Raw genomic sequence first — 21,024 nt, 5'->3', positions numbered from 1 at the left:
AAAGTTCAAAAAAGGGCCGATACAAATGTATCGGCCCTAGATAGAAGTAAGAGAGGATTATGATGCTTTTGCGGTTACCGCTTCGGGAGCATTAATGATTTCTTTCTCTTGATCCTTCAAAAGACCGGTGGCGCCATTAGCGTAGTCTTTTGGTTGTTCGTTGAACTCTGGTTGATCTTCTGCAATGGTTTCAGACGACATTGCCGTTTTCTTATCAAACGGGTTGTCTTGTTCTGGTAAGTTTGGCAAAAGCTCAGAAGAGGTCTTGGCCATATGTTGGTATAGCTTGGTGTAATCTTTACCTAGGGTGTCCAACATCTCTGCGGTTTGTGCAAAATGATCGACGAGCTCTTGACGTTGTTGCTCTAATTCAAACTTGGCCGCTTCAAGTTCTTTCTGCACAGACTTTTGTTTCTTGTATTCAGGGGTGGTTAGTCTACTAATGACTACGCCTACGATTGTACCGACCAGCAAACCCACAATGGCATAAATCCAAGGCATAACTGCTCCTTATAGTTGTTTTAACAAGTCTTTTACTACTTAGTTACACGCGGTGCTTGTCCATGTTACTATGGCTTGAACAGCCGATAAAGAAAAATAGCAGTATGTCTTCGGGGACTGATAACTACTTCTCTCTATTCTCAAAGTTGACCCCGAGGTAACCCTTTTCTCTATACCTCTATACGACTTAATACGATGACACCACTACAACAATATCAAAAAGACATAGCAGAACACGGGTTTCAGCGTGATGAAGCTCAGTATCAAGCGGTCGTTGCATTAGACAAGCTTTACCATGCTATCGTTGAATTTCAGTCAGCGCCTGTGCCTCAGCTTTCCAAATGGCAAAAGCTAATGGGGAAAAAAATCGACAAGCCTGAACCACCAAAAGGCCTTTACTTTTGGGGTGGGGTAGGTCGCGGTAAAACCTACCTTATGGACGCATTTTTTGATGCTTTACCGACCCAAAGAAAAATGCGCGTCCACTTCCATCGATTTATGTATCGAGTACATGATGAGTTGAAGCTGTTAGGTGATGTCGAAAATCCTCTATCAAAAGTGGCGGATAAATTTAAAGAAGAAGCAGATGTGGTTTGCTTTGATGAATTTTTTGTTTCCGACATTACTGATGCGATGATCCTTGCAACGCTACTTCAAGAAATGTTCAAGCGGCAGATGATCCTAGTCGCGACTTCAAACATTGAGCCGCAGAACTTATATCGTAACGGTTTGCAAAGAGCGCGCTTTTTGCCCGCGATCGATATGATTTTGGCACGTTGTGAAGTGTTGAATGTCGATAGTGGCGTTGATTATCGCTTAAGAACGTTAGAACAGGCTGAAATATACCATTACCCGCTTGATGAGCAGGCTAGCATAAACCTTAACAAATATTATCAGCAGCTGACTGGAGAGCGTCAGTTTGTTGCTCATCAAATCGAAGTTAACCACCGTCAACTAGCGGTGATTGAAGCAAGCGACGGGGTGCTGCATGCGTCGTTTGCTCAGTTGTGTCAAACTGCTCGCAGTCAAAATGACTACATTGAATTGTCTCGTATTTACCACACGGTATTACTGGCAGATGTTCAACAAATGAACCGAAAAATAGATGATGCGGCGAGACGCTTTATCGCGCTGGTCGATGAGTTTTACGAGCGCAATGTTAAGTTGATTATTTCTGCTGAAGTGCCAATGGCCGACTTATATACTGACGGGCAGTTAGAGTTCGAATTTAAGCGCTGTTTGTCTCGGCTTACTGAGATGCAAAGTCATGAGTATCTCGCGCGTGAACATTTGGCCTAGATCCAATGGGTTCTTAAAAAAGTGAAGAAAAAATTAGTGATTTGGCGCAAAAAAAGGTGATTTTTTCTTCGCTCTTCTCTATAATCCTGCGACCCACCGTTACTGCAGACCTGATTATCGAAGTTATTTCGAAATTGAAGGTCGAGAGTACCAACGACTCGAAGGGGTGATGACTGGGCTCTTAGACAGTGTGGGAGCACTATTGGGTGTTCCTTTAAAGTTTAAAATTTAATTAACGGGTTATTGTTAGCATGAAAACTTTCGTTGCTAAACCAGAAACTGTAAAACGCGACTGGTACGTTGTAGACGCTGAAGGTAAAACTCTTGGCCGTCTAGCAAGTGAAATTGCATCTCGCCTACGTGGCAAACATAAAGCTGAATACACTCCTCACGTTGACACTGGTGATTACATCATCGTTATCAACGCTGAGAAAGTTGCTGTAACTGGTAACAAAGCTAAGAACAAAGTGTACTACCGTCACTCTGAATTCCCAGGTGGTCTAAAATCTATCACTTTTGAAAAGTTGATCGATCGTAAACCTGAGATGGCTCTTGAGCTTGCAGTTAAAGGCATGCTTCCACGTGGTCCTCTAGGCCGTGCTATGTACCGTAAGCTAAAAGTTTACGCGGGCGCTGAGCACAACCATGTTGCTCAACAACCACAAGTACTAGACATCTAATTGGGGATTTCGAAAATGGCAGAGAATCAATACTACGGCACTGGCCGTCGCAAAAGCTCAGCTGCACGTGTTTTCATTAAACCAGGCAGCGGTAACATTGTAGTAAACAAGCGTAACCTTGACGAATACTTCGGTCGTCCAACAGCACGTATGGTTGTACAACAACCTCTAGAGCTAGTTGAACTAACTGAAAAGCTAGACCTTTACGTAACAGTTAAAGGCGGCGGTATTTCTGGTCAAGCTGGTGCTATCCGTCACGGTATCACTCGCGCGCTTATGGAATACGATGAGTCTCTACGTCCTGCTCTACGCGCAGCTGGCTACGTTACTCGTGACGCTCGTTGCGTTGAACGTAAGAAAGTTGGTCTACGTAAAGCACGTCGTCGTCCACAGTTCTCTAAGCGTTAATTTCCTCTTATCGGGAATTATGCTTTCAGAGTTACTCTGGAAACTGTGTACCAAAAGCTCGGCTCTATGCCGGGCTTTTTTGTATTTAAAGCAACGAACAGCCTTCACTTATCATCACACTCCGAGCAGGCCTTCTTATTCGTCCTCTTCGTCGAAAGGTGCCAGTGCCGTTTTATATCTGTGCCTTATTTAATCGCGACTCACCACGCTTTCTCTTGCGATGCAGCATAGATGTATTCATCAGCAAGAATGTCTTTGTATCTTATTCTTCCTGTAACATGTTTTAAAATGACTTACGCTCCTTTTTGAGCATTCTGCGTGCTACAAAATTGAAAATATAAACACAGTAAGCTGAACGCGTAATACGAAATATTTCTCTGTGTAATTAACTGAAAACTACCAAGATAAAAGGTTTTATCAGCTTTCAGCGGGGCTTCTATGTGGTGCTTTCTTGTTACAAATCACATCAATTTTTTATAATTCTGCCGCTTTTGTGACGACGCGAGCGATTTGCCTCACAAATGTTACAAAAAGGTAGCTTTATCTTGTCAAAAAGTAGGGTTTTCTTTATCATTTCCCTCCAATAAATAGAACTAAATTCATTATTTGTTAGCCATGCTCTTATAAGCGGAATAATAACGATCCAAAGGGAGCAAATGGGAGAATGTTTGGATGAGCAACGCGCCTTTAAATAACGGTCGCAGGCGTTTTCTAACCGCTACAACGGCAGTTGTTGGTGGGTTAGGGGCAGTCGCCGTCGCCGTGCCTTTTATCAAATCATGGAATCCGAGTGCTAAAGCCAAAGCGGCGGGCGCACCGGTGGAAGTGGATATAAGTAAAATTGAACCAGGTCAGCTGGTTCGTGTTGAGTGGCAGGGAAAACCTGTATGGATTGTTCGCCGCACTCAAAGCGTTCTGGATAACTTAAAATCGATCGGTGATAAGCTTCGCGATCCACAATCTGAAATGGAGCAGCAGCCTGAGTACGCTCAGAATGAGTTTCGTTCGATTAAGGAAGAGTTTTTCGTCGCAGTTGGTTTCTGTACCCACTTAGGTTGTTCACCAACCTATCTACCTGACTCTTTCTCAGAGCAGGTGCAGGGCGTAAGATCTGGCTTCTTCTGTCCTTGTCATGGTTCTAAGTTCGACATGGCTGGTCGAGTGTTCCAAGGAGTACCTGCTCCGTTGAACCTTGTCGTTCCTAAGCACATGTATTTGAGCGATACCAAGCTCATTGTGGGTGTTGATGAGGGAGATGCATAATGCAAGCAATGTTAGATTGGGTTGAAAAGCGTATTCCTGCAATGAATGCTTATAAAAAGCATTTGTCTGAATACCCAATGCCTAAGAACTTCAACTTTTGGTACCTTTTCGGTTCTCTGGCGATGCTGGTTCTTGTTAACCAAATCCTAACGGGTATTTGGCTAACGATGAACTATGTTCCTTCAGGTGACGGTGCATTTGCGTCTATCGAATACATTATGCGTGATGTAGAGTACGGTTGGCTTCTGCGTTACATGCATTCCACTGGAGCGTCAGCGTTTTTCGTTGTTGTGTATCTTCACATGTTCCGTGGTTTGATCTACGGTTCATACCAAAAACCTCGTGAACTGTTGTGGATCTTCGGTATGTTGATCTTCCTAGTTCTCATGGCTGAAGCGTTCATGGGTTACCTACTTCCATGGGGTCAGATGTCATACTGGGGTGCGCAGGTAATCATTTCCCTGTTTGGTGCTATTCCTGTTATCGGTGATGACCTAACACTTTGGATTCGTGGTGACTACATCATCTCTGGTGCAACGCTAAACCGTTTCTTCGCACTACACGTTATTGCACTGCCTATCGTTTTGCTTCTTCTTGTTGTTCTGCACGTATTGGCGCTGCACGAAGTAGGCTCAAACAACCCGGATGGTATCGAAACTAAGCTGCCAAAAGGCTCAATGGGCGACGATTACAAAACGCAATTCAAGTTCCACGATTACTACACGAAGAAATATGACATCATTGATTCGATTCCTTTCCATCCGTACGGCACGGTTAAGGACTTGGTCGGTGTTGCTGGTTTCTTGTTCTTCTTCTGTTACGTGCTGTTCTTTAACCCAGAAATGGGTGGATACTTCCTTGAGCCTCCTAACTTTGAAGCTGCAAACCCACTGAAGACACCAGAGCATATTGCTCCGGTATGGTACTTCACGCCGTTCTACGCAATCTTACGTGCGGTTCCAGACAAACTATTAGGTGTTATCCTAATGGGCGCGTCAATTGCAGTGCTGTTTGTTCTACCTTGGTTGGATCGTTGTAAAGTTCGTTCATACCGTTACCGTAGCAAACTTCATCTATTGAATATTGTACAGTTCACCATCGCCTTTATCGCTCTGGGTATTTTAGGTGCGTTACCTGCGACACCAACGTACACACTACTATCTCAGATCTTTAGCTTGTGTTACTTCATGTTCTTTGTGTTGCTGTTCTTCTACAGCAAAAATGAAGCAACCAAACCATTACCAGAGAGGGTGACATTCAAATGAAGAAGTGGATTGTAATTCTATTTGCTATGTTGCCATCACTAGCGATGGCAGCTGGGGCCAATGTTCCGCTGGATAAAGCGAATGTTGACCTTACGGATAAAGCTTCGCTACAAAACGGCGCGAAGTTATTCATGAACTACTGTTTTGCTTGTCACTCTACGCAATACCAGCGTTACGAGCGTGTAGCAACAGACTTGGAAATTCCAACAGACTTAATGAAAGAAAACCTGATTTTCAATCCTGAAGCGAAAATCGGTGATCTAATGGTCAATGCTATGCCACCGAAGCAAGCGGCAAACTGGTTTGGTGCTCCACCACCAGATCTTACGTTGGTTGCACGAGTTCGTGGTGCTGATTGGTTATACACTTACTTACGCTCTTTCTATGTTGATCCATCTCGTCCATTCGGCGTGAACAACATCGTCTTCCCGAGTGTTGGTATGCCGCATGTGCTTGAAGAGCTACAGGGCATCCCGACGCCGATTTACGATACGAAAATCGTAGATGGCGAAGAAGTACAAGTTGTTGTTGGTACTGAAACCGATGGCACGGGTGAGCTGAGTGAAGGCGAATATGACAAAGCGGTTGGCGATCTCGTTAACTTCTTAGTTTATTCAGGTGACCCAGTGCAGCTTGAGCGTCATGCTCTAGGCTGGTGGGTAATGGGCTTCTTAGTGCTTCTAACCATCGTTGTTGTGATGCTCAAGAAAGAGTATTGGCGCGATGTGCATTAATTGTGCTAAAATACCGTGCTAATTCCCAATTTTAATTGATGTACAATGGAGGCTTAGCCTCCATTGTTTTTATTTGTAAGTGTACTGGAGGGCTCCATGGCTGTAGCTGCCAATAAACGTTCTGTGATGACTCTTTTCTCAAGTGCATCAGATTTGTATAGCCATCAGGTTCGCATTGTACTAGCTGAAAAAGGCGTAAGTGTTGAAGTTGAGCTTGTTGACGAAGCAAACCTTCCTGCTGAGCTTGTTGAGCTAAACCCATATAAATCAGTGCCAACTCTTGTTGACCGTGAGCTAGCTCTTTACGATTCAAAAATCATCATGGAGTACTTGGACGAGCGTTTCCCTCATCCACCTCTAATGCCGGTTTACCCTGTTGCTCGTGGCAACAGCCGCTTGATGATGTACCGTATCGAACGCAACTGGTATTCACTCGCTGAAAAAGTGATGAAAGGTAATGCGGAAGAATCAGAAAAAGCACGCACAAAGCTGCGTAATGATCTTCTGACGTTAGCGCCAATTTTTGCTGAATATGAGTACTTCATGAGCGAAGAATTCAGCTTGATCGATTGTTACCTAGCTCCACTATTGTGGCGTTTGCCTCAACTTGGTATCGATCTTGTTGGCCCTGGTTCAAAAGAAATCAAGGTATACATGAACCGCGTATTTGAACGTGATTCGTTCCTTGCTTCTTTGACTGAAGCTGAACGTGAAATGCGCCTAGTTCGCTAAGCGATTTAAAACACGTTATGGATATTGCAAAAATGACTGCTCGCCGCCCGTATATGCTTCGCGCATTTTACGACTGGTTAGTAGACAATGACTTGACTCCTCACTTGGTTGTGGATGCAACAATGCCAGGGGTGCGTGTCCCGGTTGAATTTATTCAAGATGGTCAAATTATTTTGAATATTGCGCCACGTGCAGTGGGTAATCTTGAGTTAGGTAATGATGCGATTACCTTCCATGCTCGCTTTAGCGGTCGTCCGCACTCAGTGATCGTGCCTGTGTATGCTGTTCAAGCTATTTATGCACGTGAGAATGGTGCTGGTACTATGTTTGAACCAGAAGAAGCGTACACTCACATCGAAGAAGAAGCGATGACCGAGGAAGAATCATCCCCATCGTTCACAACGGTTAGCGATGAGCCTTCTGAGTTAGTTTCTGATTCAGATGCCGAAGAGGACGATGCTCCTCGACCAAAAGGCAAACCAAGCTTAAGAGTGATTAAATAATAAAAAAGCAGCGTAACGCTGCTTTTTTCTTTTTAACTTGTTGAAGATGATTTCAAGCCAGACTTTGGAAATTACTCACTAATCGTAAAGACTTCGACGTTCTCTTCACTTTCTGTACTTGCCTCACTTTCTATTGTTTGTACACCGTCACTCGGTAAGTCTACTTCAACAGGCTCCATTTCGCCGTATTGGAACCCTTTAATGACTTGTTTTACGCCTGAGATATTACGCGCGATTTCTGTCGCTCGATCGCCTTGCTCTGGCGTGACATAACCAAACAGAAAAACGTCGCCATCTTCGGTGATCACTTTAACCTTAACACCATTAAGCTCAGAATCAGTAAGCAAAGCTGACTTTACTTTGGTTGTGATCCAGCTGTCATTGCTAATCTGGGTAACAGTGAGTGGCTCTTTTTGTTTGATTTGATTGTGTATGACTTTTACACCACTAACTTCTCGAGCCCTTCGCTCTAAAGCAAGGATAAGGTCTTGTGTCGGAGCTTGTCCCATAAGGACTACAGTCCCATTATATGAACTGGCAACGACACGTACTTCACCTTTAAACGGTGCTTTATTGCCGATCGCCGCAACTTCGAATTCAATGTTATTGTCCTGCCAGATTTGTTTTGTCGTGCGTGTGTCCGTGACAATATTCGCTGTGGTTGCTGCACCTGCGATAAACAAACCTGCGCAACCACTTAAACTCAATGCTGTTAATAAGATAACAAGGCTACGTATCATAATTCTGATTCTCAGTCTTGGTTACTCTTCGTGAGCAGGGAAAAGCACCTGGTCAATAAGATCACAAAGGCAATGGAGTGTTACCATATGTACTTCGTGAATACGTGCAGTGCGGTGTGATGGAATACGAATTTCGACGTCGTTCTCACCGAGCAGTCCTGCCATCTCTCCGCCATCTTTTCCTGTTAGCGCGATAATCGTCATGTCTCGAGTTACGGCTGCTTCCATCGCTTTGATAATATTTTTACTGTTACCGCTAGTCGACATGGCAAGCAAAATGTCGCCTGGTTGACCAAACGCTCGTACCTGTTTTGAGAAGATTTCCTGGTAGTGGTAATCGTTGGCCACTGCGGTTAGGGTGGTATTATCGGCGGTTAAGGCCATTGCTGGTAGGCTAGGGCGCTCAGTTTCAAAACGGTTTAAAAGACAAGAAACAAATTGTTGAGCGTTTGAAGCACTGCCGCCATTACCACAACATAAAATTTTATTGCCATTAAGCAGGCTCGACACCATCGCTTGAGCTGCATGAGTAATGGCATCAGGCAGCGCCTCTGCTGCTGCGATTTGAATTTGAATACTTTCTGTAAAGCTGTCTTTAATGCTGTCTAGCATCGCTTATCCTTCAGAGATTGCGTTTTCTATCCAGTTGATATCTCGACCATTATCATGAATGGCGATGACATCAAATCGATAATCGATATTGTGTTTTAAGCGCTTTTGTTGGCTAAGCCAAACTTGTGCGGTTTTGACTAGCTTGCGCATTTTAGCGTGCGTCACCATTTCTGCTGCCGAGCCAAAGTGATTGTTCTTACGGTATTTGACTTCAACAAACACAATAGTTTCACCTTGTTGGAAGATTAAATCAATCTCACCGACCTTAGTCAGAAAATTTTGTTCAATAAAGTTTAAGCCCTGGCGTTGTAAATACTGCTTCGCCAGAGCTTCATATTGATTTCCGATTTGGCGCTTGCTAAAGAGCCCCACGCTCAGCCCAGCTTAGCTCACGCTGTACAACACAATTATTGTCGATACTTAAAATACCGGTTTGGCCGCCAACTGAGTAGCCCGGAACGACCTTCATTTGTGGCAGCTCCCCAATCAATTTATACGCATCCATACCCAGTGCTTTCAAACGTTTTTCCATGTTAGATTGCTCTGACCACAACTCGTTCATTTCAGCGGTCACGCTAGGGTCTGGGTCAATCAGCAATGGAATATCGCTGTAGATGATGCCTGTTAGATCTTCGTAAGTCGCGCCGCCACTGTTGCTACGCGAGCTAGAGAAAATTTGTGGCGCTTTGGCGTCTGGATTAATCGCTACCTCAATAAACGGCTTAATCAAGGTCAGTTCCGTGCTTCTAGCAACAATATAAACCGCATCGACATCACGACGGCTACGTGGCTGTGTTTCAAGCTTGATACGCATTAGTGATTGCATCTGAGCAATACGTTGTTTGCTTTCTTGCAGACCAAATACTTCATTGATGTCTTTTTGAAGTTGGCGCTTGTCACCAAAATAACTTGCTGCGACTTTATTAGAGCTGTACTTGCGCCACTCTTTGTTGAACGCTTCAGTTACACGTTCACCAAAGCTGCCCTTTGGTGCCAGAATCAGAGGGAAGTTATAGCCTTCGCTGAACAAGTGTTTCGCTGCTTGTGCGGCTTCTTGTTCCGGTGATAATGCCAAGTAGCAAATATTGCTATCTGGTTGCACATCTTCGGGAATATTTAGCGCAAGGGCTGGAATCGTAGGACCATTTTCTGAGCCATCCATGGTTGTGTGCAATAGCTCAACGTTCTCTTTTTCTAGAGGACCAACAACAAAATCGATGTTTTCATTGATCAAACGTTGTTTAATTTGGTCGGCGTTATACGCATTAGTGTCTATTACCGTGAGGGTAGCGCTTGGATCACGGTTACGATCATTCATCATCGCAAACACAAAACCATCACGAATTAATTGCGCTTGTGGCGAGAATTTACCAGTAAGCGGCAGTAACAAAGCGGTGTTGTTTGGTTTAACGATATCTAGAGAGAGAATGTTTTGAATCTCTTCTGGTGTGTAGATAGCGGCTGGGTGCGATGGGTTCTCGTTTAACCAGCGTTCTAGGGTATTTTTTAGTTGGGATAAGTTGCCCGACAGCGTTTTCGCATAAATAGCGAGTTGTAGCCAACCATCCAAAACATCTTCATTTGGCTCTGTTTCTAATGAGGTCAGTTCGTACTCGGAGTAGCTGCCAAAGTTCATCCAAATACGGCTAGAAATCTCTCTCTGCTCCGCGGACGATGCATATTGGCCAAATGCAACCAGTTGGCGGTTTGCCTCAAACGCTTGGTTAAGACCTTGATAAGCGTCGGCACGCATCAAGTAATAGTCTTTCCATTGCTCATTTGGCAACTTCCACCAAGGTTTAAAATTCAACAATTGCAGCAACTGAGAGTAATTACCCTGTTTTTGCTGTATGGTCGCACGCGCTAGTTGCCACTCTGCTTGCTGAACTTCGGTTAACTGTTGACGAGCCAGGCGCTTGATCAACATTTCTGCTTGATCAAACTGGTTTGCTTGAATCGCGGCTTTGGTTGCCATGATCAACCAGTCATTTTGTAAACTGCCTTCCGTGCTATCAGCTTGGATCATATAGTTCTGAACAGACTGAGTAGGCTCAAGTGTTACATCAACGCCATCAGGCTGTCTTGGACCTGAAGAACAGGCGGCGAGCGTAATTGCTAGTGCAACAGGAGTAAGTATGCGTGGTACACTGAGTCTCTTATGGTTAATCATTGCCGTGAGTTCTCTATAATTTTGTACAAAATTGTCTCTATATTAATCGTTGAAGTGATGGTAAACAAATGACAGATAAAAATAAGTTGCCGAATGAGGGGCCAACTCTCTATATCGTACCGACTCCAATCGGAAATTTAGCGGATATCACCCAACGTGCTATCGAAATTCTGTCGACTGTGGACATCATTGCCGCTGAGGATACTCGACATACGGGCAAATTACTGTCTCACTTCAATATTCAAACCAAAACTTTTGCTCTACATGACCACAATGAGCAGCAAAAAGCACAAGTTTTGGTAGAAAAGCTGCTTTCCGGTCAGTCTATCGCATTAGTTTCTGACGCTGGTACGCCACTTATCAGCGACCCAGGATACCATTTGGTGACAAAATGTCGTCAAGCGGGCGTTAGAGTTGTGCCTCTTCCAGGTGCTTGTGCGGTCATTACGGCGTTAAGTGCCTCTGGCTTGCCATCGGATCGCTTTAGCTTCGAAGGTTTTTTACCACCGAAAAGCAAAGGTCGTAAGGATAAATTCCTAGAGATTGCTTCGGTAGAGCGTACGTGTATTTTTTACGAGTCACCGCACCGTATTTTAGACTCTCTACAAGACATGTTAGACGTTCTTGGCCCAGATAGAGAAGTTGTGTTGGCAAGAGAGCTAACAAAAACCTTTGAAACCATTCAAGGCATGCCGTTAGGTGAGCTGATTGAATGGGTGAAAAGTGACGATAACCAACAGCGTGGTGAAATGGTATTGTTGGTACATGGCCATCGTGAAACAACAGACGACTCACTACCTGAAGATGCTTTACGCACGTTAGGCATTTTGACCAAAGAGCTGCCTTTGAAAAAAGCAGCTGCTTTGGTGGCAGAAATACATAACTTGAAGAAGAATGCGTTATATAAATGGGGCTTAGAAAACTTAGACTAAGTGCCACTAGCGAGATAAATGGTCAATGAGGGCTGATGTTTAGGCATCGGCCTTTTTATTATCTATTTTTGGCACGTTGACTAAAAAGTCATCACTTAGTGCATTCATTTCATCATATCTGTGATCTAACTAGACTCTGAAGTGAGAACTCTATACAATCCGCCCTCGGAGCTGACTGGGTAGTCGCTGCTTTGTTGATGTCCTTCGGGAGACTGACGTCGAAGTCCCTTTGGGAGACTGACGTTGACGTCCTTCGGGAGACTGACAAAGGGGAGGAAAGTCCGGGCTTCATAGAGCAAGGTGCCAGGTAACGCCTGGGGGGCGCAAGCCTACGACAAGTGCAGCAGAGAGAAGACCGCCGATGGCCCGTAAGGGTACAGGTAAGGGTGAAAGGGTGCGGTAAGAGCGCACCGGACGACTAGCAATAGTTCGTAGCAGGGTAAACTCCACCTGAAGCAAGACCAAATAGGCCTCCACATTGCGTTGCTCGCGTAAGGAGGCGGGTAGGTTGCTCGAGCCAGTGAGTGATTGCTGGCCTAGACGAATGGCTACCGCCGCGCAAGCGGAACAGAACCCGGCTTATGTGTCGGCTCCACCTATTCGAGACCCATCTCTACTTCGGTAGTGATGGGTTTTTTGCATTTAATTGACGCAAACTATGTCATTACCAATAAACTTGGCGTAAATCACGTCTAACTTTAGACTTGTGGTGGCGATGATGTAGGAAATCAGTACACTAAAGAATCGCTTCAAGATCATTCAACGAGAAAGCTATGACCGAAACCTTCCAACATATTTCCGTGTTATTAAATGAATCCATTGATGGCTTAGCTATCAAACCAGACGGCGTCTATATTGATGGAACATTTGGCCGTGGCGGTCACAGCCGGACAATTCTATCTAAACTCGGTGAAAATGGCCGACTGTACAGTATCGACCGTGACCCTCAAGCGATCGCTGAGGCAGGCAAAATCAATGACCCTCGCTTCACCATTATTCATGGTCCATTTTCTGGTATTGCTGAGTATGCTGAAGAGTATGGGCTAGTTGGAAAAGTGGATGGTGTTCTGCTGGATTTAGGCGTTTCTTCTCCTCAGTTAGACGACGCAGAGCGTGGCTTTAGCTTTATGAAAGACGGTCCGCTAGATATGCGTATGGACCCGACATCAGGTGTTCCAGTATCTCAATGGTTGATGGAAGCAGACCTCGATGATATCACTTGGGTCATTCGCGAGTTTGGGGAAGATAAACATGCGCGCCGTATTGCAAAAGCGATTGTTGCCTACCGTGAAGACGAAGAAAATGAGCCAATGGTTCGCACTGGTCAGCTGGCAAAATTGATTTCAGATGCCGCACCGAAAAGTTTTAAAGAGAAAAAACACCCTGCGACTCGTGCTTTCCAGGCTTTTCGTATTTACATCAACAGTGAGTTAGAAGAAATTGATACGGCACTTAAAGGCGCGGCGAGCATTCTGGCTCCTGAAGGCCGTTTATCTGTGATTAGCTTCCACTCTCTGGAAGACCGTATGGTCAAACGTTTTATCCGTAAAGAGAGCAAAGGGCCTGAAGTGCCACACGGTATTCCAATGACGGAAGAGCAAATTCGTGCTCTTGGTAGTGCGAATATGAAAGCGGTGAGCAAAGCGATTAAGCCAAGCAAACAAGAAATTGAAATGAACCCTCGCTCGCGCAGCTCTGTGTTAAGAATTGCGGAAAAGCTTTAATTATTATGACGAAACCCACTCCTAATCTTGCTAAGTTGATTGCGACGGATCTCCTCACCGTTGGTCGCTGGCCATTACTGTTGTTGCTATTGATCGTGGCATCGGCAATGGGAGTGGTATTTGCTACCCACCATGCGCGTCAAGCGATTACCGAGAAAGACCATACGTTGGTTGAACGAGAACGATTAGATAGCGAATGGCGTAACTTAATGTTGGAAGAAACTGCCCTCGCGGAACACAGTCGTGTTCAAGACCTTGCCAAAAAAGAACTTGAAATGAAACGACCTGATGGCGATAAAGAAGTGGTTGTCACGCTCAAATGATTAGAAAAAAATCCAACACGAAACAAGCCAATAAGCGTAAACCTGTAGCAAAAGAGAAAGCGGCTACGGGGGATAAGAAAACCGATAACAAAGCAGTGAAAGTGGCGGTCGAAGAATCTTTCTTGATTCGTTGGCGCTTCCATCTATTACTGTTTTTTGTTTTTTGTGCATTTGCCCTTTTGGTGGCACGCGTAGCCTACATCCAAATCATTGAGCCAGATAACCTGATTAAACAAGGTGACCTACGTTCGGTTCGTGTTAAATCCATTCCTTCTGCTCGCGGTATTATTTCGGATCGAAATGGTGAGCCGCTTGCTGTCAGTGTACCGGTTGAGGCGGTTTGGGCAGATCCTGCCACGATATTTAAAGAAAACGCGTTAAGCCAGACCAAAAGTTGGCATGCATTAGCGGATGTTCTTGGTATTGACCGACAAGGGTTAATAGACAAAATCAAGCGCAATGAAAAACGCCGCTTTATCTACTTGCAGCGCCAGGTCAGTCCGGCCATGGCGAACTATATTCGTGAGCTAAAGCTGCCAGGTGTTGGCCTTAAGTCGGAATCTCGTCGTTATTATCCTGCAGGTGAGGTTAGTGCTCACTTAGTCGGTGTAACAGGCATTGACGGGCATGGCCTAGAAGGTGTGGAGCGTAGCTACGATGAGTGGCTCACTGGCGCGGCGGGTAAGAAAACTATTCGTAAAGACCGTTATGGTCGTGTTGTGGAAAACATTGCTTGGCAAGACAAGCAAGAAGGTAAATCACTTCAGTTAACCATCGATCAGCGCCTACAGGCGATTGCGTATCGTGCGATTAAGCAAGCCGTTGCGGACCACCGCGCCACTTCAGGTTCCGTTGTCATGTTGGATGTAAAAACGGGCGCCGTATTGGCCATGGTTAATGCTCCTTCTTACAACCCTAACAATCGTAGCGATTGGCAAAGCTATCAAATGCGTAACCGAGTGATCACGGACTCAATGGAGCCCGGTTCGACCATTAAGCCTTTCGTTATTTTAGCCGCCTTAGAAAATGGGATAGCCGATAAAGATACCATCGTAGATACCGGTAATGGTGTCCTACGTTTAGGTGGTAGTCGAGTCAGAGATGTCTCTCGCGTAGGCAAAGCGAGCTTGACCACGATCCTTAAAAAGTCGAGTAATATCGGTGTGACGAAGCTAGCAATGCAAATGCCGGTAGAGGCGCTTCTTGGGCTGTACAGTTCAGTGGGTTTTGGTGAGCTTTCTGGCCTAAACCTAGTTGGGGAAGTGACGGGTATTTTTCCTACACGAACTCGTTGGTCGCCAATTGAGCGCGCCACGATTGCGTTTGGTTACGGTCTATCAATTACACCAATCCAGCTAGCCCATGCTTATGCGACGCTTGGAAACCTTGGCAAATACGAGCCTATTCATATTATTGAAAGCAATGATCATGACATGTCACGTCAAGTGGTGAGTGCGAAGTATGCGCGTCAAGTATTAGACATGTTGGAAACCGTAACTCAAAAAGGGGGCTCGGCTCGCAGAGCGGCAGTTCCTGGTTATCGAGTAGGAGCGAAAACGGGTACATCACGTAAAGCTTCTGCCGGTGGGTACAGCGACGAGTACATCACCTACACGGCTGGGCTTGCTCCGGTTAGCGATCCGCGAATTGCTTTAGTAGTGATCGTAAACGAGCCTCAAGGCGATGACTACTATGGTGGTTCGGTAGCGTCTCCTGTCTTCTCTGAAATCATGAAAGGCGCGCTACAAATACTCAATGTTGCACCTGACGAAAACAAATTCCAACAGTAAGCCCTGTGGTTTACTGAGCAAACAAAATTAAGAAAACCTGAGCCAAAGCTCGGAGAACAAATATGACTAAAGCCATCAGTATGGACGTGCTGCTTTCCCCTTGGGTGGATTGCCCTAGCTTATCGTCCGTTCTTGTTTCTGAATTGGAGCTCGACAGCCGAAGAGTTCAACCTGGAACCACGTTTGTAGCAGTGATTGGCCATGTTGTGGATGGGCGTAAATTCATTGCCTCTGCAATTGAGCAAGGTGCAAATGCAGCCCTGGCGCAAGCCTGCGATGTCAAAACACATGGTACGGTGGAAATCATTGATGATGTTCCCGTCATTTACATTGATAGGTTGGACCAACGTTTATCCGCAATTGCTGGAAAGCTTTATGCTTACCCTGATATGGATTTGATTGGTGTCACCGGCACCAACGGCAAAACCACCATTACCCAGTTAATAGCGCAATGGCTAGAACTGCTTGACCATAAAGCGGCGGTAATGGGAACAACAGGAAATGGCTTCCTCAATAACTTGCAACAAGCTGCGAATACAACGGGGAATGCCGTTGAAATTCAGAAAACGCTCTCCTCTCTCGCAAATCAACAAGCCACATACACCGCGCTAGAAGTATCTTCCCATGGCCTGACGCAAGGTCGTGTCAAAGCATTATCATTTGCGGCGGGCGTGTTTACTAACTTAAGTCGTGACCATCTTGATTACCATGGCACGATGGAAGAGTATGCCAATGCAAAGCTTGGGTTGTTCACGCAACACCAATGTGAACGTGCCATTATCAATGTTGATGATGAAGTAGGTCATCAATGGGCGTCGCAGTTAAGTAATGCGGTCGCTGTTTCGCTCAAACCGAATACTGAATTTGAAAGCGCAATTTGGGCGACGGAAGTCAGTTACGCGGAGTCAGGGATTACTATTAAGTTCGATGGTAAATTTGGCTCAGGTGAATTGCACGCGCCATTGATTGGTGAGTTTAATGCAACCAACTTAATGCTCGCTTTTGCGACCTTATTAAGCTTAGGTAAAGAGAAACAAGCGTTACTCGAAACCGCAGGTCAACTGAAACCTGTACTCGGCCGAATGGAGTTATTCCAAACTGAGGATCGTGCCAAAGTCGTGGTTGATTATGCCCATACTCCTGATGCTTTAGAAAAAGCGCTGCAAGCTTTACGAGTTCATTGTGAAGGCCAGCTGTGGGCTATTTTTGGCTGCGGTGGCGATCGCGATGCAGGTAAGCGCCCAATGATGGCGGAAATTGCAGAGCGTCTAGGCGACAGAGTGGTGTTGACTGACGATAACCCACGCAGCGAAGACCCGGTTCAGATTGTGAAAGACATGTTAGCTGGGCTGTCAAAACCTGCTGAAGCGATTGTTCAGCATGACCGCTTCAAAGCACTGTCTTATGCCATTGAGAATGCTTCGCCAAACGACATTATCTTGTTAGCAGGGAAGGGCCATGAAGATTATCAGATTCGTAATGGCGAAACGATTCATTACTCCGACCGCGAGTCCGCAATGCAACTTTTAGGATTGACCTCATGATCAAAGTAACGTTATCTCAAATTGCAGACATCACTCGTGGTGAGCGATTCGGCGACGATCTACTTATTGACGCGGTTTCTACTGATACACGAACGATTGATCGTGGGGCTCTATTTGTGGCGTTAGTAGGGGAGCGCTTTGATGCGCACAACTTTTGCCAACAAGCGGTAGATGCAGGTGCCGGTGCTTTACTCGTAGAAAAACGCTTAGATGTGAATGTGCCGCAAATTGTGGTGTCGGATACCAAACTTGCATTGGGTGAGTTTGCTTCTTGGGTGCATCAAGCATGCAAAACACCTACCGTTGCCATCACCGGAAGTTGCGGTAAAACGACCGTAAAAGAAATGGTTGCGAGTATCCTGCAATTGAAAGGCAAAGTGTTATTCACGGCGGGTAACTTCAATAATGATATTGGTGTTCCGTTGACATTATTGCGCTCACAGCAGGATGATGATTATGCCGTGATTGAGCTTGGTGCTAATCATATAGGTGAAATTGCTTACACGACTCAGTTAGTAAAACCAGATATCGCGTTAGTGAACAATGTAGCCGCCGCTCACCTTGAAGGCTTTGGTTCTATCGATGGCGTGAAACAAGCCAAAGGTGAAATCTACCAAGGCCTTTCAGCTGGTGGTATTGCGATTGTTAACCTAGACAGCAATGGTGAAGCCAAGTGGGATGAAGTGTTAGCAGATAAGAAAGTCATTACTTTTTCACAAAGTAATACTGATGCAGACTTCTTCGCTTCTAACATCGTATTGAACGCCGCAGGTGAAGCAAGCTTTGACTTACATATCGCAGCAAGCTCACAAGAAATTGAACTGTCTCTGGGTATTATAGGTCAACACAACGTTGCGAATGCGATCGCTGCTTCTATTATTGCGTTACAAATGGGCGCCACATTAGAAGAGGTTCGCGCTGGCCTTAAACATTTGAACAAAGTGAAAGGTCGCGTCGAGGTTGAAGCGCTGAGCGAAAAGATAAAATTGATTGACGACAGCTACAACGCGAGCGTGCCAGCCATGAAAGCGGCAGTTGATTTATTGGCCGCTTTCCCAGGTCAACGCTGGCTGATTTTAGGTAATATGGCGGAATTGGGCGAGGAAAGTCTTGCACTTCATCGTCAAGTCGGGGAACATGCTGCCCCACAAAAATTTGAACATGTTCTCACATATGGTGCAGACGCCAAGGTGATCAGTGATCTTTGCCAAGGCATTCATTTTGAGACGCACCAAGAGATGATTGAATACATCAAGCAGCATCTAGACCAAGCCGTTCCTGAAAACCATACGATATTGGTGAAAGGAGCGAACGGTGCACGTATGTTTGAAGTCGCTGCTGCTTTGAAGGAGTATTATTAATGATTATTTGGCTTGCCGAGCTGCTACAGCCATACCTGTCTTTTTTCCGATTGTTTGAATACTTGTCTTTTCGAGCAATCCTAAGCGTATTAACCGCTCTAGGTCTGTCATTATGGATGGGACCAATCATGATCAAGCGTTTGCAAATGCTGCAAATTGGTCAGGTAGTACGTAACGAAGGTCCTGAATCTCACTTTAGTAAGCGTGGTACTCCAACTATGGGCGGTATCATGATCTTAGCGGCCATCTCAATCACGATTTTGCTATGGACAGACTTATCCAACCCATATGTATGGGCGGTATTGACGGTCTTGCTTGGCTACGGTGCAGTCGGATTTGTTGATGATTATCGTAAAGTGGTGCGAAAAAATACCGATGGTTTGATCGCGCGTTGGAAGTACTTCTGGCAGTCGTTGATCGCGTTTGTCGTCGCTTTCGCATTGTATGCTTACGGTAAAGACACAGCAGCAACTCAGCTAGTGGTGCCATTCTTTAAAGACATCATGCCGCAGCTTGGTTTGATGTATATCATTCTGACTTACTTTGTCATTGTAGGTACAAGTAACGCGGTTAACCTGACTGATGGTCTAGACGGTTTGGCAATCATGCCAACGGTTCTTGTTGCAGCAGGCTTCGCGGTTATTGCATGGGCGACCGGTAACGTTAACTTCTCTGAATACCTTCATATACCATACTTACCACATGCTTCTGAGTTAGTTGTCGTATGTACAGCAATCGTAGGTGCAGGCCTTGGTTTCTTGTGGTTTAACACTTACCCAGCACAAGTGTTCATGGGTGATGTCGGCTCACTAGCGCTTGGCGGTGCATTGGGCACCATTGCTGTTCTAGTTCGTCAAGAGTTGGTGTTGGTGATCATGGGTGGCGTATTTGTAATGGAAACGCTATCAGTCATCCTGCAGGTAGGTTCTTACAAATTACGTGGTCAGCGCATTTTCCGTATGGCACCAATTCACCACCACTACGAATTGAAAGGTTGGCCAGAACCTCGCGTAATCGTGCGCTTCTGGATTATTTCTATGGTTCTTGTTCTGATTGGTCTTGCGACATTGAAAGTGCGTTAATCGCGCTTTCCAAGAACAAGATTTACAGTGTGATCAAATATGGAACGTTGGCAAAACATACATAGTGTTGTCGTCGTAGGGCTCGGTATTACCGGGCTCTCTGTCGTTAAACACCTAAGAAAAAATCAGCCACAACTTGTGGTCAAAGTCATTGATACTCGTGTAAACCCTCCAGGTGCAGAGCGCTTGCCGGAAAGTGTTCAACTGCATAGTGGTGGTTGGAATACGGACTGGCTTTCTGACGCGGATCTTATCGTGACCAACCCTGGTATTGCGCTAGCGACACCAGAGATCCAAGCCGTCTTAGCAAAAGGTACGGCAGTAGTTGGTGATATCGAGTTATTCGCTTGGGCGGTGCAGAAACCCGTAATTGCGATTACGGGCTCAAACGGTAAGAGCACAGTAACCGACCTCACAGGTGTGATGGCTAAGGCTGCAGGTTTGGATGTTGGCGTTGGTGGTAACATCGGTGTGCCTGCACTGGATTTGTTAGAACAAGACGCAGACCTATATGTACTCGAACTCTCGAGCTTCCAGTTAGAAACGACGTCAAGCTTAAAGCTCAAAGCCGCTGCGTTTCTGAATCTTTCTGAAGATCATATGGATCGTTATCAAGGCATGTCTGACTATCGACAAGCTAAGTTGCGTATTTTTAACCATGCTGCTCTTGCAGTCGTGAACCGTGATGATCAAGACACCTTCCCAGACGCAGAGATGCCATTGGTGACATTTGGCAGCGACAATCAGGACTTTGGTCTCGAGGTGGATGGCAACCGTACTTGGCTGCTCGATCACGGTCAACGAGTTGTCGCAAGTGATGAGCTTAAGTTGGTTGGTAAGCACAACTTATCTAACGCTCTGGTTGCTTTAGCGCTATTAAAAGCTGCGGACGTAAACTATCACAACGCATTGAATGCACTAAAAAATTACACGGGACTGACACACCGATGCCAGGTGGTTGCGGATAATCAAGGCGTCAAATGGGTGAATGACTCTAAAGCAACTAATATTGCCAGCACTATGGCTGCGCTATCTGGTTTGGAATCGACAGGCAAGCTCTACTTACTCGTTGGTGGTGTTGGCAAAGGTGCTGACTTCTCGCCATTAAAACCGATCTTCGCGACGCTTAACTTGCAACTGTGTTGCTTTGGCGCTGATGGCGATGAATTTATGCCACTGCATGAATCTGCAATACGTTTCGACACTATGGAAGATGTGATTCAACAAGTATCTTCGCAGTTAAAACCAGGTGATATGGTGATGCTGTCTCCTGCATGTGCTAGCTTTGATCAATTCGACAACTTTATGGCAAGAGGTGATGCTTTCGCTGCTCTTGCTCAGAAATATGCATAATTAAAGGT

At 45.4% G+C, this 21,024-nt stretch carries 21 protein-coding genes and 1 other RNA gene; 17 read left to right on the top strand and 5 right to left on the bottom strand.

What is annotated here, in order from left to right; translation table 11 throughout:
- Positions 1-57 precede the first annotated feature (57 nt).
- A complete protein-coding gene (zapG, locus tag J4N43_RS13595) occupies positions 58-501 on the bottom strand; it encodes a Z-ring associated protein ZapG (protein ID WP_005379861.1) in 444 nt (147 codons plus the stop codon).
- Between the two features lie 195 nt (positions 502-696).
- On the opposite strand from zapG, the gene zapE reads away from it, so the two are divergent.
- The 8 genes from zapE (at position 697) to sspB (ending at position 7,385) form a co-directional block, all read left to right on the top strand.
- Positions 697-1,800, top strand: coding sequence for a cell division protein ZapE (zapE, locus tag J4N43_RS13590; RefSeq protein WP_005387411.1), 1,104 nt, complete (start codon positions 697-699; stop codon positions 1,798-1,800).
- 251 nt (positions 1,801-2,051) lie between these two features.
- Positions 2,052-2,480: a 50S ribosomal protein L13 gene (gene rplM / locus J4N43_RS13585; protein ID WP_005372872.1), complete on the top strand. Its 429-nt coding sequence runs from the start codon at positions 2,052-2,054 to the stop codon at positions 2,478-2,480.
- A gap of 15 nt (positions 2,481-2,495) precedes the next feature.
- Complete coding sequence (gene rpsI, locus J4N43_RS13580; protein ID WP_005372876.1) at positions 2,496-2,888, top strand: 30S ribosomal protein S9; 393 nt, start codon at positions 2,496-2,498, stop codon at positions 2,886-2,888.
- Positions 2,889-3,560: 672 nt separating this feature from the next.
- Positions 3,561-4,151, top strand: coding sequence for a ubiquinol-cytochrome c reductase iron-sulfur subunit (gene petA, locus J4N43_RS13575; RefSeq protein WP_005372877.1), 591 nt, complete (start codon positions 3,561-3,563; stop codon positions 4,149-4,151).
- Positions 4,151-5,416, top strand: coding sequence for a cytochrome b (locus J4N43_RS13570; protein WP_005372880.1), 1,266 nt, complete (start codon positions 4,151-4,153; stop codon positions 5,414-5,416). Before petA ends, J4N43_RS13570 begins: the two co-directional genes overlap by 1 nt.
- On the top strand, positions 5,413-6,150 hold the full coding sequence (locus J4N43_RS13565) for a cytochrome c1 (protein WP_005372881.1): 738 nt from the start codon (positions 5,413-5,415) through the stop codon (positions 6,148-6,150). Before J4N43_RS13570 ends, J4N43_RS13565 begins: the two co-directional genes overlap by 4 nt.
- A gap of 96 nt (positions 6,151-6,246) precedes the next feature.
- Positions 6,247-6,882, top strand: coding sequence for a stringent starvation protein SspA (gene sspA, locus J4N43_RS13560; protein WP_005372897.1), 636 nt, complete (start codon positions 6,247-6,249; stop codon positions 6,880-6,882).
- A 17-nt stretch (positions 6,883-6,899) separates the two neighbouring features.
- Positions 6,900-7,385 (top strand): ClpXP protease specificity-enhancing factor, encoded by a 486-nt coding sequence (sspB, locus tag J4N43_RS13555; RefSeq protein ID WP_005387408.1) that lies wholly within the window; start codon positions 6,900-6,902, stop codon positions 7,383-7,385.
- A 71-nt stretch (positions 7,386-7,456) separates the two neighbouring features.
- Here sspB and J4N43_RS13550 read toward each other — a convergent pair whose 3' ends face one another.
- From J4N43_RS13550 to J4N43_RS13535, 4 genes are read right to left on the bottom strand one after another with little or no spacing between them, the layout of a single operon-like run.
- The gene (locus J4N43_RS13550) at positions 7,457-8,125 is read right to left on the bottom strand and encodes a BON domain-containing protein (RefSeq protein ID WP_017633609.1); all 669 of its coding nucleotides are present in this window, start codon (positions 8,123-8,125) and stop codon (positions 7,457-7,459) included.
- A 21-nt stretch (positions 8,126-8,146) separates the two neighbouring features.
- Complete coding sequence (locus J4N43_RS13545) at positions 8,147-8,737, bottom strand: phosphoheptose isomerase (RefSeq protein ID WP_005372901.1); 591 nt, start codon at positions 8,735-8,737, stop codon at positions 8,147-8,149.
- Between the two features lie 3 nt (positions 8,738-8,740).
- A complete protein-coding gene (locus J4N43_RS13540) occupies positions 8,741-9,109 on the bottom strand; it encodes a YraN family protein (protein ID WP_005372903.1) in 369 nt (122 codons plus the stop codon).
- Complete coding sequence (locus J4N43_RS13535; RefSeq protein WP_005372905.1) at positions 9,096-10,907, bottom strand: penicillin-binding protein activator; 1,812 nt, start codon at positions 10,905-10,907, stop codon at positions 9,096-9,098. Before J4N43_RS13535 ends, J4N43_RS13540 begins: the two co-directional genes overlap by 14 nt.
- Positions 10,908-10,975: 68 nt before the next feature.
- On the opposite strand from J4N43_RS13535, the gene rsmI reads away from it, so the two are divergent.
- From rsmI to murD, 9 genes are all read left to right on the top strand, one after another.
- Complete coding sequence (gene rsmI, locus J4N43_RS13530; protein WP_005372907.1) at positions 10,976-11,839, top strand: 16S rRNA (cytidine(1402)-2'-O)-methyltransferase; 864 nt, start codon at positions 10,976-10,978, stop codon at positions 11,837-11,839.
- A 167-nt stretch (positions 11,840-12,006) separates the two neighbouring features.
- An RNA gene (gene rnpB / locus J4N43_RS13525) (RNase P RNA component class A) lies at positions 12,007-12,437 on the top strand.
- A gap of 175 nt (positions 12,438-12,612) precedes the next feature.
- Positions 12,613-13,563, top strand: coding sequence for a 16S rRNA (cytosine(1402)-N(4))-methyltransferase RsmH (gene rsmH, locus J4N43_RS13520; protein ID WP_005372918.1), 951 nt, complete (start codon positions 12,613-12,615; stop codon positions 13,561-13,563).
- A 5-nt stretch (positions 13,564-13,568) separates the two neighbouring features.
- The gene (gene ftsL, locus J4N43_RS13515) at positions 13,569-13,886 is read left to right on the top strand and encodes a cell division protein FtsL (RefSeq protein WP_005387405.1); all 318 of its coding nucleotides are present in this window, start codon (positions 13,569-13,571) and stop codon (positions 13,884-13,886) included.
- Positions 13,883-15,676: a penicillin-binding transpeptidase domain-containing protein gene (locus J4N43_RS13510; protein WP_086046525.1), complete on the top strand. Its 1,794-nt coding sequence runs from the start codon at positions 13,883-13,885 to the stop codon at positions 15,674-15,676. Before ftsL ends, J4N43_RS13510 begins: the two co-directional genes overlap by 4 nt.
- 62 nt (positions 15,677-15,738) lie before the next feature.
- Positions 15,739-17,220: a UDP-N-acetylmuramoyl-L-alanyl-D-glutamate--2,6-diaminopimelate ligase gene (murE, locus tag J4N43_RS13505; RefSeq protein ID WP_053304336.1), complete on the top strand. Its 1,482-nt coding sequence runs from the start codon at positions 15,739-15,741 to the stop codon at positions 17,218-17,220.
- A complete protein-coding gene (locus J4N43_RS13500) occupies positions 17,217-18,581 on the top strand; it encodes a UDP-N-acetylmuramoyl-tripeptide--D-alanyl-D-alanine ligase (protein WP_005387401.1) in 1,365 nt (454 codons plus the stop codon). Before murE ends, J4N43_RS13500 begins: the two co-directional genes overlap by 4 nt.
- Positions 18,581-19,663 (top strand): phospho-N-acetylmuramoyl-pentapeptide-transferase, encoded by a 1,083-nt coding sequence (gene mraY / locus J4N43_RS13495; RefSeq protein ID WP_005372931.1) that lies wholly within the window; start codon positions 18,581-18,583, stop codon positions 19,661-19,663. Before J4N43_RS13500 ends, mraY begins: the two co-directional genes overlap by 1 nt.
- Before the next feature lie 39 nt (positions 19,664-19,702).
- The gene (gene murD / locus J4N43_RS13490) at positions 19,703-21,016 is read left to right on the top strand and encodes a UDP-N-acetylmuramoyl-L-alanine--D-glutamate ligase (protein WP_053304337.1); all 1,314 of its coding nucleotides are present in this window, start codon (positions 19,703-19,705) and stop codon (positions 21,014-21,016) included.
- Positions 21,017-21,024 lie beyond the last annotated feature (8 nt).

The organism is Vibrio sp. SCSIO 43009, from assembly GCF_023716525.1.
In the GTDB taxonomy this organism is placed as follows: Bacteria; Pseudomonadota; Gammaproteobacteria; order Enterobacterales; family Vibrionaceae; genus Vibrio; species Vibrio alginolyticus.
Note: the sequence above shows the minus strand (reverse complement) of the source record. Positions and strands in the feature narration are given on the sequence as shown.